This window comes from Burkholderia alba (assembly GCF_034721475.1).
In the GTDB taxonomy this organism is placed as follows: domain Bacteria; phylum Pseudomonadota; class Gammaproteobacteria; order Burkholderiales; family Burkholderiaceae; genus Burkholderia; species Burkholderia alba.
This window is the reverse complement of sequence record NZ_JAWJWL010000011.1, coordinates 184,355-202,346: the sequence shown is the minus strand read 5'-3', so window position 1 is coordinate 202,346 and position 17,992 is coordinate 184,355. Positions and strand designations below refer to the sequence as shown.

General features: G+C 67.4%; 5 protein-coding genes. 2 read left to right on the top strand and 3 right to left on the bottom strand.

Annotation, left to right across the window (positions count from 1 at the left end):
* Positions 1-238: 238 nt before the first annotated feature.
* Complete coding sequence (gspH, locus tag RZR99_RS15040) at positions 239-796, bottom strand: type II secretion system minor pseudopilin GspH (protein ID WP_407655448.1); 558 nt, start codon at positions 794-796, stop codon at positions 239-241.
* A gap of 247 nt (positions 797-1,043) precedes the next feature.
* Positions 1,044-2,261: a type II secretion system inner membrane protein GspF gene (gene gspF, locus RZR99_RS15035; protein WP_323120571.1), complete on the bottom strand. Its 1,218-nt coding sequence runs from the start codon at positions 2,259-2,261 to the stop codon at positions 1,044-1,046.
* A gap of 620 nt (positions 2,262-2,881) precedes the next feature.
* On the opposite strand from gspF, the gene RZR99_RS15030 reads away from it, so the two are divergent.
* Positions 2,882-4,174: a substrate-binding domain-containing protein gene (locus tag RZR99_RS15030; RefSeq protein WP_323120570.1), complete on the top strand. Its 1,293-nt coding sequence runs from the start codon at positions 2,882-2,884 to the stop codon at positions 4,172-4,174.
* Between the two features lie 445 nt (positions 4,175-4,619).
* Positions 4,620-5,279, top strand: a complete 660-nt coding sequence (locus RZR99_RS15025; protein WP_323120569.1) for a substrate-binding domain-containing protein — start codon at positions 4,620-4,622, stop codon at positions 5,277-5,279.
* Between the two features lie 12 nt (positions 5,280-5,291).
* On the opposite strand, the gene RZR99_RS15020 is transcribed toward RZR99_RS15025, so the two are convergent.
* The gene (locus tag RZR99_RS15020) at positions 5,292-17,903 is read right to left on the bottom strand and encodes a filamentous haemagglutinin family protein (RefSeq protein WP_407655453.1); all 12,612 of its coding nucleotides are present in this window, start codon (positions 17,901-17,903) and stop codon (positions 5,292-5,294) included.
* Between the last annotated feature and the right edge of the window lie 89 nt (positions 17,904-17,992).

The window sequence follows — 17,992 nt, the reverse complement described above, 5'->3', positions numbered from 1 at the left end:
TCTCGGGTGCCGCGCGGGAACTGCGATCGCAGCATCGCCGGCCGACGGGTGCGTCGTGCGTATCGCGAAGGGCATCGCATTCGCTACGGTCCGCGTATCCGCTCAAGCAACGTCGTGTGTGTTTTCGCGGCATGTTTTGCGCGCGTGACGGATCACGGATTCCCGCAAGCGATCTCGGTCGCTTGCGGATGCCCCTGCGCTCGCTGCACTGCCGCTGCACTGCCGCTTCACTACCGAGTCACGGCCGCTTCACCGCGAACCCGCCGATCCCCGTGCCGACCACCAGCAGCCGCACCGTGCCGGACGACAGCGTGATCGTCACCGGCACGTCGATGCTCTCGTTGCCGACCACGACGCGCGGTATGGCATCGCCGCTGCCCGTGTAGCGCATCGACACGCCCGTCACGTCGGTATGCCAGCGATACGGGCGGAGCAGGTCGTCCGACAGCGGCTTCCATGCGCCGTTCGCCGCGCGCTGATAGAAGCGGTAGCCGCCGTCGACAGGTTGCCATGCGATCGATGCCGAGCGGATCTGGGCCTCGTCGCCGGCGGATTCGAGCAGCGTGGCGAGACGCTGCGCTTCCTCGTCCAGGTCGGTGCGCCGGTTCCGGCTCGGCGCGAGCGCGACGACGGCCACCAGGAGTCCGACGATCAGCAATACGACGAGCATTTCGAGCAGCGTGAAGCCGCGCTGTGCGCGCGAGCGGCGAGGCCCGATGTATCGCGTGTTCCGCATTTTTGTCGTGCTCGATCCGGCCGTCATCGATTCGCGTGCCGGTTCGCGCTCGGCCGGCATCCGTGCGTGCGCGGATGCCGCGATGCCGTCATGACGCGGGCCGATCGTTTCGTGTCGTCGCGTTCGATTCGTCTCGCGCGGCAGCCGTCGCCGGCATCGGTCGCGATGCGGCCTGTGTCGCGGCCCCGTGATTGCACATCCGGATCGTCGCCGCGGCCATATCGGCCATATCGGCCGATCGGCGACATGCGATCGCGCCGCCCGCTACCCGCCGCCCCTCGAACAGTTGCCCTCTCCGACGCCCGCATCACTGCACCATGTTGTTCAGTTCGATGATCGGCATCATCACGGCGAGCACGATCACGAGCACGACGCCGCCCATCGTCAGAATCAGCAGCGGTTCGAGCAGACTCGTGAGCATCATCGTCTTGCGTTCCAGTTCGCGCGATTCGCCTTGCGCCGCGCGGTCGAGCATCGTCGTCACGTCGCCCGTCGCCTCGCCCGAGCGGATCAGATGCACCAGCACCGGCGGAAAGGTCTTCACGTTGTTGAGCGCGCGCGACAGCGACGAGCCCTCGCGCACGCGCACGATCGCATCCTCGATGTTGCCGAGCATCGCCCGGTTGCTGAGCGTTTCTCCCGCCGCCTGCAGCGCGCGCAGGATCGGCACGCCGGCCGCGCTCAGGATGCCGAGCGTGCTCGCGAAGCGCACCGTGTTGTAGCCGCGCACGAGCTTGCCGAAGAGCGGCGCGGTCAGCGCCCATCGATCGAACGCGAGCCGCGGGCCGGGCTTCGCGAGAATCCGGCGAATCAGCCAGACCACGAGCCCGGTCGCGAGCAGCGCCGCCCACCACCAATGCCGCACGAAGCCGGACAGCGCCATCATCGCGACGGTCAGAAACGGCAGTTGCTGCTTCGTGCTGACGAACACGTTGGCGACCTGCGGCACCACGTAGCTCAACAGGAACGTGACGATGCCGAACGCGATCAGCGTGACCACGGCGGGATAGGTGAACGCGACCAGGATCTTCTGCCGGAGCGCGTTGCTTTGTTCGATGTAGTCGGCGAGCCGCGACAGCACGATGCCGAGCTTGCCGGTGTGCTCGCCTGCCGCGACCAGCGCGCGGTAGATCTCGGGGAAGTCGCGCGGATGCTGCGACAGCGCGTTCGCGAACGAATGGCCGCCGACGACTTCGGCGCGAATCGCCGCCATCAGCTCGCGAAGGTAGTCGCGCTCGGCCTGCTCGCTCAGCACGGACAGCGCTTCGTCGAGCGGCAGGCCCGCGGTCAGCAGGCTCGCGAGCTGGCGCGTGAGGATCGCCTGCTCGCGCTGCGAAAGCTTGCGGCCGCCCGACAGGCGCCTGGTGCGGTCGCCCTGCGCGCGCAGCGCGGCCGGCTCGACCACGAGCGGCGTCAGCCCCTTCGTGCGCAGCTGATTGCGCCCGCCCCGCGCGCTGTCCGCCTCCAGCACGCCCTTCGACGTCTTGCCCGCCTGATCGATCGCTTCGTACCGGAATGCCGACATGTGTTGCTCCGCCAGTGACCCTCAACGCATCCACGCTTCGAAAGCCGTCGGCATGCCCGGCGCGCCCGCGCGTCGTCGGCCGAAGCCCCGCATGCCGCGCACGCGTGAGTCGGGTCGATCCGCGCTTGGCGCCCCGGCGCCGGCGGATTCCCGGCATCAAGACTAAGCAGCGAACCCGATCAAATTTGTGACGGATGGTGGGCAACATATCGGCGGGGCTGCGCCCCCGGGACCGGCGCGGCGGCCTTCCTGAAATCGATCGGAAATCGATTGAAGTTTCAACCTTCCCGACAATGATCCATCTGTCTTGTTTTTGCGTATTCGTCATCTTCAGGTCACGATTAAATTCGGAAATTTTGAAATCGCCCATGACGAAAATTTGCATCTAATCCCGGTAAAAAACGGATATTCGTCTCGACCGACATCCTTTCCTTATTTTTAATCGCATCAACTAAACCGTCATCCTCCATTAACCCGATTGGCAAAATGTTGGGCACCTTCGGTTATTAAAAATTCACGCCTCCTGAACGGCTTTCGAATTAAATTTGTCGCCGCAGTTGACGCGTGCCGTCGCTGCACTCGCAGGCTCCCGTTCATCATCTTCGTTCCAAGGAATTCTCATGAAATCCAGTCAGCGCAAGATTTGTCAGGCAGTTGCCCTCCTTATCTCGGTCATGGGCGCGTCCGCAGCCATGGCCGCCGCGCCCTCGCTGCTCGGCGGTGGCTCGTCGCTCGTCGCTCCGACGATCAACTCGGAAATCGCCGTGTTCCCGGCCGCCAACGGTACGGCCACGTACTACTCGGTGGGCTCGGGCAAGGGCCAGACCGCATTCCTGAACAACGATCCGACGCAATTCGGCGCGGGCGTGACCGGCACGGTCGACTTCGCGAACAGCGACGCGCCGCTCGCCTCGTCGCAAATCACCGCCTATCAGGGCGCCCTGGGCAAGACCAGCGGCCCGCTGATCCAGATCCCGTACATCGTCACGCCGATCGCGATTCCCCTCGTGAACGCACCGGCCGGCACCGGCCCCGTCCTGCCCCCGCCGTCGGGCACGGGCCCCAGCCCGGCTGCGACCGTCGCGCTGAACGACGACGATCTGTGCGGCATCTTCTCGGGCAAGCTGACGAACTGGAACTCCGTCATCAACCCCGACACCGGTTCGGCCTACGCGCTCAACGCGCCGATCAAGGTCGTCTACCGCGCCGACAACAGCGGCACGACCGATCTGCTGACGGCTCACCTGGCCCAGGTCTGTACGACGGCGAACACCGCTTCGGGCGTCACGTTCGTGGAAACGCAGAACTTCGCCGGACAGTTCTCGACGGTGCCGGCGAACTTCGTCGCCGCGACGGGTAGCGGCGGTGTTGCCGCCAGCCTGGCGAGCCTGTCGGCTGCCGGTACTGCCGCGCTCTCCTACCTGAGCCCGGACTACACGAACACGTTCCTCGCACCGTCGAGCGCACCGGCACAGAGCAACAACCTGTCGGTCGCGAGCCTGCGTAACGCCACCACGGGCACGGACGTCATCCCGACGTATCAGAACGCGACCGCTGCGGTCGGTACGTTCACCGCACCGACGACGAAGCCGACGGCCAAGGTTCAAACCAACTGGGTGCCGAACGCCAGCAATCCGACGACGGGCTACCCGATCTCCGGCACGAGCCAGATCATCGTCAGCCAGTGCTATGCGAACCCGCAAAGCAACAGCCCGAGCCCGGCGCAGTCCGTCGTGAGCTTCCTGAACCAGCACTATTCGAGCGACGCCGCGATCATCAACGGCAACGGCTTCGATACGGTTCCGTCGGCATTCGCCACCGCCATCAGCAACGACTTCCTGTCCAACGCCAGCGGCTGGAATCTCGACATCGGCAATGCGTCCGTCTGCACGGGTACCGTGACGGGTCGTTAATCGACGACCGCTTCACTGTTTCCTGAGCATCACATCGCGGCCCTGCTTGTCGGGGCCGCGATTCTTTTGAACCGTCGATTAACGAAGTCGGCGTCCTGTTCCCCGTCAGATATCCGGTCGCTTACCGATCGCGCTTCGGTCCGCCTCTTTCGATGATCAAGCGGACGATCGTCGCACTTCGATGATTCGATACGAGCAGATCCTGCGACGGTGGCCGTGTGGCGACGTCCATCCGCCTGTCGCCCCTCCCGGCATGACGAATTCGATACCTGGAACTCGACGGCGGACCCGTCAGTGGCCTTCATTCACGGAGCACACGTGAACTCGGCCAAGCGCAAGATATGCCGGGCGGGTCGCTCTGACCGTCTCGATCATGGGATCATCAGCCGCGTTGGCGCAAACCCCTCCGACATTGCCCGGCGGTGGCTCGTCGCGCGTCGCCCCGATGATCAACTCGGAAATCGCCGTGTTCCCGGCCGCCAACGGTACGGCCACGTACTACTCGGTGGGCTCGGGCAAGGGCCAGACCGCATTCCTGAACAACGATCCGACGCAATTCGGCGCGGGCGTGACCGGCACGGTCGACTTCGCGAACAGCGACGCGCCGCTCGCCTCGTCGCAAATCACCGCCTATCAGGGCGCCCTGGGCAAGACCAGCGGCCCGCTGATCCAGATCCCGTACATCGTCACGCCGATCGCGATTCCCCTCGTGAACGCACCGGCCGGCACCGGCCCCGTCCTGCCCCCGCCGTCGGGCACGGGCCCCAGCCCGGCTGCGACCGTCGCGCTGATCGACGACGCTCTGTGCGGCATCTTCTCTGGCAAGCTGACGAACTGGAACTCCGTCATCAACCCCGACACCGGTTCGGCCTACGCGCTCAACGCGCCGATCAAGGTCGTCTACCGCGCCGACAACAGCGGCACGACCGATCTGCTGACGGCTCACCTGGCCCAGGTCTGTACGACGGCGAACACCGCTTCGGGCGTCACGTTCGCGGAAACGCAGTACTTCGCCGGGCTCTTCTCAAGGGTGCCGGTCAACTTCGTCGCCGCGACGGGTAGCAGCGGCGTTGCCGCCAGCCCGGCGTGTCACGCGCGAAGATAACGACGAACCGCGCTATATCTTCCCCAGCTTGTCCTGCTCCGCCTTGCTGAGCACCGCCCGCTGCGTTTTCCCCACGCCGCCGAACCCAAGTATGGACACCGCGCTGGACGAGTCGTAGCCGACCTGCGCCTGCTTGCGCTTCTTGCGCCCGTCGTCGCCGCCTTCCCCGAAGCTCTCGACCTGCACCGTGATCGCCCAGCGGCGCGCCCCCCCGCCCGACGCATTGTTCTTCACGATATCCTGCGCCATCTGGCTCGCGGCCGACGCGGCCGAACTCGCGGCCGTCAGCGCGCCGGTATTCACCGCCTCGACGACCGGAATCCCCGTCGACTTGCCCGTCACCTGGATGTTGTCGGCGTTCGCAACTTGCAGCGCGGCGACATTGAGATTGCCGGTGCGGATCCCCGCATCGCCCGCATCCACCGTGCCGCGCGGCGCGATCAGGTTGACCGTGCCCGGCGGCACGCCCGGCAGCGACTGCAGCGTGCCGATGCCCGCGCCCGTGACTTCGCCGCGCGCATCGACCGTGCAGTAGTGATTCGCATCGCACACGTAGTTGGGCGCGGGCGTATCGGCCACCGACTTGGAGCCCTTGCCGGCGTTGATGTCGCCGTTGGAACTCCAGATCGTCATATCGCCGCCCTGCTCGGTGAAGATCCGGCTCTGCGCGAGCAGCACGCTGCGGTCGGTGAAGATGTTGATGTCGCCCTGCTCGAGCGTGAGGATGCCCTGCGTCCCCGGCCCCGCGACGACCTTGCCGTTCGCGGCGACGATCTCCGGCGGCGCCGACGTGCTGCCCACCAGCGCCTGGCCGCCCGGCCCGAGAATCGAGACGTTGCCGCCCTGCTGCGTCTGGATCGTCGTGCTGCGGATGTCGAGATTGCCGGTGCCGATCAGCTGGTTCGCGCCGTTGCTGCCGCCGCCGAGATGGTTCGCGGTGTAGCCGAACGAAGCCGGGAACAGCGTATTGATCGCCTGATAGCCGCGCGCGTACTGCTGGTAGTACGGGCTGGCCGGATTGTTGTAGTCGGTGCCCACGCTGGTCAGCACGCTGAACAGCGCCTGTTCGGCGAACAGCTGCTGCACATAGGGCGGCAGCGCCTGGAACTGCGCCCATGCCTGCTGTGCCGTCAACGTGCCGACCCGGCTCTGCGCGGCCGCCTTGTCCGCCGCGAGACCCGTGTCCACGCTCAGCCCGGCATCGTATTGCTCCATGAACGCGATCAGCGCGGGCGTCGTGCTGGGGACGCCCGGCACCGAGCGGGACGGATCGATGTACGTCGAGATGAACCCCGCGTCGTCGATACCCGGGCCAACGCCGAACAGCACCTGGATGTTCGCGCTTTCGTGCGGCAGGTTCGGGTTGTTCGCGTTGCCGACCGCGAGAATACCGGTCGGCAACCCCGGATTGGCCGTGTTATACACCGCATATTCTTCGCCCTGATTCGTCAGCGGCCCGATATTGCGGCCCGCTTCGACGTCGAAGGTTCCAGGACCGCCCAGGATCAGGCTCGGTATCGCGGGGCTGTTTCCAGCGTTGACTAGCGGCGTATCGTAGATGTCGCGTCCCGCAACGATCCGGGTGATATCGGAGCGGCGCAGGTTCTGCCCCTGGAACGAGAGATTCACGATGTCCTGGCCCGCTTGAATCAACGCGGGCTTGTCGACAAAAACGGGAATCAGGTTGTCGTAGAACCCTGCATTTTTCGCACCAACCGGCTCCAGAATACCGTTGACGATACTGCCGTTCAGGCTGTAGATGCGAACCGGAACCGTATCGTTCGCATGGAGCGCATTTTGCGCGTGCGCGGAAGACGTACTGGTATTGGGAAAGATCACGCCCGCATTGGGATTCGTCGGCGAAGGCATCGATGCGGGGTCGACATCCAGCATGCCGAATATCGGCGCCGATGCGAGATTCTTGTTGCCCCCTGTCGTCAGGCCGAGCGCCATTCCGTTCAACGTGGAGAGATTGATCGTCTGATCCGCGATCAGGTTGAGATTGCCTGTCGCCGACGGGAACAATTCCCCGCTGGATGCGATGGTGATGCCGCCCGTGAACGCGGTCAGGTTCACGTTCGCCGGCAGGATGGCGCTGCCTCCCTGCAGCAGGGCTCTAGCGGCCGCCGAACCGAGCGTGCCGAACGTGACGTCGCCGGTTGTCGATGCGACGTTGACTGCCGAGGCGCTCGAGTATCCCTGGCCATCTCCACCCGGCAGATAGGACGGATCGACTACCCCGCCGATATCCGCACCCTGCCGGGCACTGACATTCAACGTGCCGTCCTGCACCGCGAGCACCGTGGACACCGGCCCCAGGGAGAGCGTCGGCAGTTGCCCCGCCTGGCCGACGTTGGGGTTGTAAGTCGTGTAATTGACGCCGTCGGAGCGGATCGCTCCACCCGCGTCGATGCTGCCCGTCCCTTTCGCGACGAAGTAACTTCCGCTCAGGATGTCCCCACCCGCCTTGACCGAGAGGTTGCCCCCGCCGACGGTGTTGACGGCCGGCGTTCCCGTACCGGCATTCGTCAGATACCAGGTGGTCGGCAGGGAAACCGACAGATCGGTGATGTTGCCGCCCGCACTGACCGACACATTGCCGCCGACGCTCATCACGCCCTGATCGAATCCGCCGAAATTGATCGAGGTTTGCGTGAGGCCGCTCGGGCCGCCCGGATTGCCGAGCTCCATCCATGGCCACCAGAATTGGCCGATGTTCTGCCCCGCATTGCCTGATATCGCACCCGTCTTGTCGACGACATTTCCGGCACCGGAAATGCCGCCCTGCGCCTGGATCGAAATATCGCCCGCGGAATCCGGGTTGACGCTGGCGGAAACGAACGTATTGGGCTTACCTTGCGAAGCCCCGTTCACGATCGTTGCCGCGTTGTTCGACGCGGGCGCGCCGGCTGCCGGTGCACCCGCCGTGTAGATCACGCCAGGCAGGATCGTCGCCGGATTTTGTGCGCTGGCCGGATCGAACAGCGCGACATTGTTGCCCGCGGCGATGTCTATCGAACCGATACCCGTGCGTATCATCGTCGGAGCGACGATCAGCAGACTGTTCGGGTTATTCGGACTATTCGCGTTGTTATAGTCGAAATTCCCACTGAGCACGACATTGCCGCCGCTCTGCCCGGTTGCCCCCGACGCCCCCGAAAACAACGACGATGCCTGCAAAGACAGAGGATTGGCGCTCGACAGGTTTGAACCTGAAACGATGCGAAACGATGAACTCGATCCACCGGTCAAAGACGCGGACAAAAGCGGCAGCGCGTCGCCGGCGACGGGCACAGGCGAAGGCGAGTTGTCGGTAGACAGCGTGCCGTTGCTGATTGTCGTTGAGGTGATTAAAGGTCCAAGCACGGGCGGAGGGGGACGCAGAAACGGCAGCTTTCCATACACGCCCGTCTTGGCGTTTATATTCAACAATGCCTTGAAAACTCGCGTGTAATCTGCCAAGTACCGCAAGTACAGCGTGGCATCCTGTGCCGCTGCCGCTGCCGTCGGAGGTAAAACCGATAAAGTAGGCTGACCGGCAATCGCTGACGAAGCATTGTTGAATCCCGCCGCCGCCAAGAATGCGGTGGTAGCGGGTGGCTTAAGTCCTGAGGACGCGCTGAGAAACTGGAAATAGGCGTTGTACTGGCCTTCGTATTGCGCCACCTCTGCCGCATTTGCTGGCGTCACCGTGAAGTTGACCGGCGCCGTAATCCCATAGTTGTAGCCATTGGCATTGCTGTAGTAACTGAAAGGCTGGCTGGCACCCGGTAGCTTGCTATTGAATTCCGCATACGTCGTATTGAAACTCGACCCCGCCGGCACCTGAATCGTCGCCACGCTTCCCGTCGGATTCGCGATCTGAAAGAACCCGTCCGTCAGACTCGCCTTGACCTTCACGTTGTTATCGGCGCGGAACGTGACGTCCGGCGCCTGTCCATTGAACCGGAACGCGAGCTGCGTGGGCGACGCCCCCGCGCCGAGGTTCCAGTTCGTCAGCACCGAGATGTCGCCGCCGTTGATGCTCGGGCTCGGATTGTCCAGCTCGATCCCGGGCACGACGTTGAAGTTCGCGACCCGCGTCCCCGCGAACTGCTGCGCGACGCCATCCAGCCCGTGCTGCACGAAGCCCATCAGCGTGCCGGGCACCGCCTTCGTCGCGTCTCCGTTCTGGTAGCCGTAGAACGTCTGGTGATTCGCGTTCGCCGTTCCCGGCGCGAAGAAGTCGTTCTGCAGCAGCGCCGCCAGATCGGCGGCGATCTGGGCCGCCGAGGCGCCCGGATCGCTCGACAGCGTGCCTGCCGCGCCGCCGCTGCCCGGCGTATAGGTGATCGTGGTCTTGCCGTCCTGGCTCGTGAACGTGCCCCCGACCAGATTCCCCGTCGGGTCGTACCACCCCGCCGGATCGACGATGCCGTCGAAATGCTTCGCGCCCGTGCCGGGGTCCGTCGTGCTCCACACCGCGTATGCCTCGAGGTTCACCGCGCGCGCGCCGGTGATCGTCGCGGTCGGATTCAGCGTGACGTTCACCGTCCGGTCGTCGAGCACCGGCGCGCGCAAACGCACGGTCCCGCCCGACAGCCCGCCCGCCGTGCCGCCCGATACGTCGATCTGCGCGTTCGGGCCGATCGTGATCGCCCCCGAACCGCCCTTCGACATCCGTTCGTAGCCGTAGGTCGGATCGAGCTGCGCCACGCCGCCCGAGGTATCGGGCACGCCCTTGATGCCGATGTTGACCGTGCCGCCGCGCTGCGCGGGATTCAGTTGCGGGTCGCTGCACGCGTTGCCCGATGCGCAGGCCCGCGCGATCAGCGCGCCCTCGACGTCCACGCCGTTGCGGCCGTACAGATCGATCTCGCCGCCCGCCTTGCCCGATGCGTTGACCGTCCCGAGGATCCGCACGTTGCCGTTGCCCGGATCGCCGACGCCGCCGTCGGCCGTCAGCGCAACCTGCTGCGCCGTCAGCGTGTTCCCCTGCGACAGCGTGAGGTTGCCCGACTTCGTCTGGATCGCGATCGCGTTGTTCACGCCGCTCGACGCGAGCGTGCCCGCCAGCCCGTCGAGGTTCACCGCCCCGCCCGTGTTCAGCGAGAACGAGCCGCCCGCGAAGCCCGGCGATGCGTTGCCCTTCAGCGTGCCGTTCAGGTTCACGACCTGTTGCGGCGCCGACAGCACGACGACGCCCGCCGCGCCGCCGCCGTTCGCGCCGGAGAAATCCAGCGTCGCGCCCTGCTGCACGTTGACCGAGCCGATATCCGACGTGAGCGCGATCGCACCCGCGGGCGCGTATTGCACGAGATCGAAGAACTGTTTCGACACGCCGGCCGAGCTGATCTTCGCGCCGCCGCCGACCGTCAGATCGCCGGTGGTCGCCTCCAGGCTCACGTTCCCCGCCGGCGCGCTGAGCGTCGCGTTGTCGTTGACGGTCCCGCCGACGAAATGCCACGCGCCGCCCACGGGCGTCAGCGCAAGCGCCGTGCCCGCCGCGCCGTTCAGGTTCAGCGCGCCGGTCGTCTTCACGGTGGATGCGGAGCGGGTATCCGCGAAATACACCGGCGCATTCATCGTCACGGGCAGCGCGCCGAAATCGAACGTGCCGCTGCCCTGCCCGACGATGCCGCCCGTCGCGTTCATCGTCACCGCGCCGAAGCCGCTCACGGTCTTGTTGCCGGCGCCGAGGTCGATCTCCTTCGCGTTCACGGTCAGCGTGCCGCCGCCTGACGCGGCGCCCGTCGCCGGCGCGCCGGTCTCGTTCGTGAACGCGATCTGCTGCGCGTTCAGCGTGACCGCGCCGCCGTCGCTCGCGAAGCGTCCCGCGCTCAGATCGACGCTGCTGCCGAACGTCGCCGACACATTGCCCACGAAGTTGATCGCCCCGCTGCTGCGCAGGATCACCTGCTGCGCGTTCGCGAGCTGCGCGAGCCCCGCGGCATTCAGCACGAAGCCCGGCAGGTTCGCGGCCGCCGGCCCCGTGGCGTTCGTGAACGTGATGGCCGAGCCGTCGGCGGCGATCGCGCGCGCGGAGAGCACCGCGCTCGGGTCCACTTTCAGGTTGCCCGACGAATCGAGCGTCAGCGCCGCGCCGCCCGTCAGCGTCGCGCCCGCGCCCACGCTCAGGAGGCCCGTGCCGGCCGCATTCGTGCGCGTCACGGGAACCATCGCGCCGTTCGACACGCGCAGCAGCGCGCCGTCGCCCGACACCGCGATCGGCGCATCCTTCGCCGCCGGATACGCGCCGTTCGCCGTGATCGCGCTGCCCGCGTCGACGCGCAGCCCATTCGCCGCGTTCGGATCGGTGCCGGTCGCGTCGGTCTTCGTCGCGAGCAGAATCTCGGGGCCCTTCAGCGCATCGCTCGCCGTGTTCGACACGACGATGCTGTTCGCGATCGGGTTGATCGCGATGCCGCTCGACGTCTGCGAACGCGTGCCGCCGATCAGCAGGCTGCCCGCGTTCAGCGAGTCGAGCGCGTCCGCGCCGATCTGCAGGTATCCCGGCAGCGCCGCCGCGCCGTTGCCGGTGATCTGGATGTCCTGCGACGCGACGTCGACCTCCGCCGGCGCGCCGCCCGTGCCCGCCGCCGCGTTCAGCGTCGCGCCCAGCGTCAACGCCTTGACGGCGCCCAGCACCAGCTGCCCGCCGTCCACCGGCAGCGCCGGCGACACGTTGCCCTGGCTCGCCGCCTGCGTCGGGAAGAAGGTGTTGGCCCCGCTCAGCGTGTACTGCGAGTACTGCTGCCACACCGGGCCGGACTGGACGTTGAACAGCGTCGGCGTCGCGCTGCGGCTGCCCGACAGCGCGTTGCCGAAGTACCCGGCCACCGACACGGTGCCGTCGGGCAGCACCTGGCTCGCGCCCGGCGCGACCGCGCCGCCGAGACTCGACACCGTCACCCGGAAGGCGCCCGGCAGCGTCGCATACTTGCCCGGCAGCAGCGTGTAGAAGCCCGCCGCGAGCCCCGGCACGCCCGACAGGTACACCGACTGGCCCACCCCGTCCGTCAGCGACGCCTGGCCCACGCCCATGCTCTGCGCGGTCGTCCCCACCGTGCCGTTACTGTTGGGCGAAGGCTGCAGCGACTGCGCGAACATCGGATCGTACGCGGCGACGGGCGACTGCGCGCCCGGCACGATCGCATAGACGTTGCCCGCGCCCACGTTCACCGGCACCGCGGTGCCGGTGGGATTCGTCGCGTAGTTCACGCTGTATTGCGACAGGATGTCGCGCGTGCCGCCCGTGCCCGCGACCCATTCGGCCGCCTGCAGGTTGCCGCCGCCCGACAGGTCGATCTTCGCGCCCGGATTCAGCGCGACGCTGCCGCCGTTCACGCCGATGTACTTCGAAGGCGGCGCCGTCAGATCCGGCGCGGCATTCGCATTGGCGAGCGGATTGAATTGCCACTCCACGCCGTCGACGGTCGTGCCGTACGGAATGACGAGGCCGCCGTTCGATACCGACGTCACGCTGCCGTTCGTCAGCGCGACCGAATTCGTCGCGACGAGCGGCAGGTTGTTGAACTGCGCCTGGGTCGTCGCACTGGTCGGATCGCCGACGCCGAACACGAGGGTGCCCGACGGCGCGCGCACGGTTCCGCCCTGCACGATGTTCGTCGCATCGACCAGCAGCGCGCCGCCCGCCGACAGCGGCGTCGCCGATGCGCCGTTCGACGCGAACGTGATCGTGGTCGGCTTCGGCTTGCCGGTCGACGGATCGGTCGGGCCGACCGCGTCGACGATGAACGTGCTGCCGGTCGACGGATACAGATCCGCCGCCGTGAACGCCAGGTTGCCCGGCGTGAACAGTTCGCCGGCCGCGAGCGCGTTGGGTGCGCCGTTCGCGAGACTGAAGTTGGTGGAACTCAGGCGGATGTCGCCGCTGCTCGTGAAATTCGCCTGGCCGAAGTTGTTGAGCTGGAACTGGTTTTCCAGATCGATGAACGATGCGTTGACGTTCAGCGTGCCGTCCGCGAGCGCCTGCACGGGCGACATCGTGACCGAGGTATTGGCGAACGCCGGACCGACGAGCGCGACGTAGGGCGCGTCGATCGACACGGCGGGCGCGCCGATCGCGCTCGTGCCGGCGGAGGTCGACGGAATCGAGGTACTGCCGGCGGGCAGCGCGATCAGCCTGCCGGTATCGATGACCACGGCCTTGGAGAGCGTGAGGTCGACGTTGCCCGCGAACGCGACCGGCACCGGCGTCTTGTCGGGCGCGCCGTTCAGCGATGTCGTGCCGTTGAGCACCAGGGTCGAGAGGCCCGAACCCGTGAGACGGTCCGCCGAGAACCGCAGCACGCCCGAGGGTTGATAAGCCTTGCTGCTCGCCGGCGTGGTGTAGGGCACGCCGACGCGATCGACGAGATCCTGCCCCGGCGCGAGCCCCGCCGGCGCGAGATCCCCGCTCTGCTGCACGATCAGGGCCGTCGCGCCGGGCAACGGAGCCTTGGCGCCCCCCGCTTCGCTGGCGGACGCAATGGGATTCACTTCCGCCACGATCGCGAGCGAGCCGCCCTGCGCCGCGCCGGCGCCCGGTCGGGCGCTGAGCGTTCCGTCGAAGTACAGGCCGCTCGACGCGCCGATCGTGATCGAACCCGCGTCGCTCCACACCGGCTGCCGCGCATACCCGCCGTTGGCCTGCAACTGATCGAAGGCCGCCGACGCCCCCGACACGTTGATCCGCGACCCGCTCTGCGCGACCACGTAGCCGGTGTCGTCCGAGATCGCCACGGAGCCGCCGGGCAGCACCTTGCCGGTATCGGGCGTGAACGTCGCCGCGCCGTTCCTGACCGGCGCGGCGAGCGGGTTGGTCAGCGCCACGCCGGACACGTCGAGCACCGCGTTCGGACCGAGCCACACCGACTTGCCGGCACTCGTGAAGCCGCCCGGACCGACGTACTGGCCCGGTTGCGCCAGATAGCCGCTGGTCGAATCCGCGCTCAGCGTAATCGAACCGCCCGGCGCGATCAGCGAACCCAGCACCGTCACCTGGGCGGGCGAGCCGAGCCCGATGCTCGCGCCCGCATCGCCGACGATCGATGCGTTCTGCCCGACCGTCACGCCGCCGGTCACGCCGGCGTAGGCGGGAATCGCGCCGGCCAGGTTCCTCCACGCCGCGTAGCCGCCGCCCGTCACCACGAGGCTCGTGGCTTGACGGTGATAGGCATCCAGCGTGCCGGGCGCGGTCAGCGCAGCGCTCGACAGATCGGTACCCGTGGCCGCCTGTTGCAGCGCCGCCGCATTCGGAATCAGGTTCTGCTGGGTCAGGCGCACGGTCGCGCCGGGCGCGACCGTCGCGTCGTAAAGCGCATTCAGCACGTACTTGCCGAAGCCCTGCTGCGCGAAGAAATCGCCCGGCAGCATCAACGCCCATCCCGGCGCCTGGGCCGGATCGCCGCCGATCTGGAAACCCAGCGCCTGCAGCGTCAAGGTGCCGCCGCCCGAAAAACCGGCGCTCTTGATGGTGCCGCCCAGCTGGATCGAACCGGCCAACGGCTGATTGGTCGGCAAGGTCGGCTGACCCGCATCGATGCCGTATTGCGAGGCGCCATTCGGCGCGTCATAGCCGAGCAACGACAGGTTGCCGGCCTTGCCGGCCGCCACGCCGTTCTGCATCAGCATCTGGCCGTTCGCCAGCATCTGCCCGCCGCTGGACACGTCGATCACGCTGCCCGGCTGCAGAACGATCGAGCCGGTCATGTCCGGGTGGCTCGGCGTGATATCGGAACCGGGCACCGTCGCCAGCGTGATGCTGCCGCCGTTGATGAACTGGCTGCCGCCCGGCGTGGTGCCCGGCGCCATCTGGATATCGTTGTTCACCCACTGGCCGGCGACGCTGAGCAGCCCGTTGCGGCCGACCACGAGATCGCCGCCGCTCGAGATCGAGATCGTGCCGGACGGGACGATCAGCGCCCCGAGCACCGAATCCGTGCCGATCTGGTTGGACAGCGTGATCGAGCCGCCGGGCTGCAGTTGCAGCCGGGTGTTTTCCGCGACCGTGAATCCCTTGCCGCCGGTCTTGTCTTCCTTGACGCTGAGCTTGGAGAATCCCCCCGCGTTCAGCGTATCGACCGGCACCACCATGGTGGCCAGCAGGTTGTTCGGATCGGTGCCGGACAGGCTGTTCGACGCGGCGGCATCGAGCGGCGTGTCGATCGAGAAGCCCGGCGCGACGCTGCCGAGCTGCGGCGCGCTGTCCTGCAGGATCACGCGGCCGGATACGCCGCTCACGGCGGTTCCCGCGCCCTGGCTCAGCCCCGCCAGGTTGCCGGTCAGCGTCGACGCGGGATCGCTCCCCAGGTTGAAGGTGCCGCCGCTCGGCTGACTGTTGCCCTGCACCTGCTTCGACCCGCCGAACGCGAGCGCCGTGATCGCGCCGTCGAGCACGAGCGCCTGCGACGCGAACAGGTTCAGCGTGCCCGCATTGCCGCCGACGATGTAGTCGGACTGATAGGCGCCGCCCGTCACGATCGGGTTGAACCAGTTGGTCGTCACGCCCCAGCGCGGATGGCTCTCGACGAATTGCCCGGCGATGCCGACATAGGTGTCGTAAGGGCTCGCCTGGCCGATCGGCACGAGCGCGCCGTTCGCGTCGACGAGGCGCGTGGTGTTGACCCTGCCCCCGTCATAGTGGACATAGCCGCCGTTCAGGTTCATCGACGAGCCGGTCGCGGTCATCACCTGGTTGCCCGACAGCGTGATCGTGCCGCCGTTGGTCAGCAGCTGGTCGACCGTGCGCGGAATCAGGCTCACGGCGCCGGTCAGGTTCAGGATCGGGCTGCCGACCCATTGCAGGCCGTCGCTGTTGGTGCCCGTGAGCGTGCTGTCGACCACGATGTTCTTGGTGCCGAACAGGAAGCCGTTGCGCAGCAGCGGCGAATCGGCCAGCTCGTTCTGGCCGATGCGCGGAATCGTGACCAGCGTCGCCGCGATCGGCAACTCGACGTTCGCGAGACCCGACACGTCGATCGTCGCGCCCGTGTCGAGATAGATGCGCCCCTGGACCGCCGTGTCGCCGGGCGGCTGCGACGGCGTCGAGGCGGTGGCCGCGTTGCTGCTGGACGGCGTCAGCGCGGCCACCGTCACCGTCGACCCCGGCGCCTCGATCAGCGAGCCGCCCTGGAACCAGACCGACCCCGCCGTCATCGACACGCTGCCGGGCGCAAACGTCGTACCCGGCGCCGACGTCGCGGTCTGGCCGTTCGAGTCCGGCATGACCGTCGTGACCGAGTTCGGGCCGAAGGTCAGCAAGCCCGCGCGATTGGGCGCGTCCCCGCCGAAGCCGAGCTGGGTGGTCACCGGTTTGCCGCCCGCCGTGTACGGCTGCCCCAGCGGATTGTTCGAGTTGTATTCGTCGCCGGTCGAGATCGTGATCCTGCCCGGCGTGTTGATGCTCGTCGTCACGCCGGCCACGCCGTTCTGCGCGACGCGGCTGCCGAGCAGGTTAATGTTGCCGCGCACGGCCTGGACGATGCCGGTATTGGTCAGCGTTCCCGCCGGCGTGATGTCGACCAGGTTCTGGCCGCTCCCCACCCCCACCCTGCCGCTCAATTCCGGCTGCAGCACCTGCGGCGCGCCCGCGTTGGGCACCAGGCTCACGCCGACGCCCGCCGCCAGCACCACCTGCCCGTCGGTCGCGCTGATGCTGCCGCCGTTGTTGAGGTTCGGCGCCGCGACCAGCACGAAACCGCCGTCGCTCGCGGTGCCGTTCGCATGCGTCGCGATCGACGCGCCCTGCTGGATCTGGATGTCGCCCGGCGGCTGATACTGGCTCGCGGACGACACGGTTGCCTGGTTGCCGAGCCCGAGGATCGCGTTCGGCGTGTACGCCTGCCCGGTCGACGAATTGCTCGCCTCCGGATTCGCGAGCCCGCCCGCGGTACCCGCGGGCATGCTGAGGAATATCTTGTTGCTCGCGGCCACGTCGCCGCCGCTCTGCTGGACCGTGTTCCTCAGGTTCAGCAGGTCGAGCGACGACGCGACCAGCGAATGCACGTTGACCTGCGAGCCGGCGCCGAACAGGATGCCGTTGCGGTTGATCACGTACACCGCGCCCTGGGCCGTGACGTTGCCGAGGATCTGGCTCGGCCGGCCGCTCGGATCGTTCACGCGGTTCAGCACCGCCCAGTTGTTCGCGCCGTTGGTCTGGGTGCCTTGCGACTGGTCGAAATTCAGCGTGGTCTGGCGGCCGACGTTCATCGTCTGCCACGTCACCACCGCGTTCTGCGCGGTCTGCTTGACGTCGACGTTCACGTGCCCGCTGCCGTCCGTCGCCTGGGTCGGCTGGTTCGCGTTGATCCACAGCACCGGATTGTTCGGGTCGCTGCTCGCGCCCGGCGCCACCTGCAACCCGCCGGGCGCGAGCCCGTTCGGCACGTTCGACGCGAGCGAACCCGCCGCGGCCGCCGCGTTGCGCTGCGCGGCGATCTGCGCCGCGATGGCCTGCGCCGCATTCCCGAGGTTCTGGATCGACGGCCGGCTCACCTGCAGCGCCTGCTGCGGCGACACGCCGAGATTCGTCATGCCCGCGCCGCCGGCGCCGCCCGCCGCCGCGCCCGGGCGCGCGCCCGCCGCCTGCCCCAGGTTCACGAGTCCGGCATGCGCGTGCGCGGCGACGCCCGCCGCGAGCATCACGGCGATCGCGCGGCACAGCGGCCGAAGCTCCGCGCGCAATACCGTCGTGGAAGGAAGGTCTCGTTGTACGCGCGCGCGTGCCGCCA

Excerpts from the sequence above, each read along its gene's own strand:
- gspH (WP_407655448.1), bottom strand. The coding sequence starts at position 796 with ATGCCGGCCGAGCGCGAACCGGCACGCGAATCGATGACGGCCGGATCG.
- gspF (WP_323120571.1), bottom strand. The coding sequence starts at position 2,261 with ATGTCGGCATTCCGGTACGAAGCGATCGATCAGGCGGGCAAGACGTCG.
- RZR99_RS15030 (WP_323120570.1), top strand. The coding sequence starts at position 2,882 with ATGAAATCCAGTCAGCGCAAGATTTGTCAGGCAGTTGCCCTCCTTATC.
- RZR99_RS15025 (WP_323120569.1), top strand. The coding sequence starts at position 4,620 with ATGATCAACTCGGAAATCGCCGTGTTCCCGGCCGCCAACGGTACGGCC.
- RZR99_RS15020 (WP_407655453.1), bottom strand. The coding sequence starts at position 17,903 with ATGCTCGCGGCGGGCGTCGCCGCGCACGCGCATGCCGGACTCGTGAAC.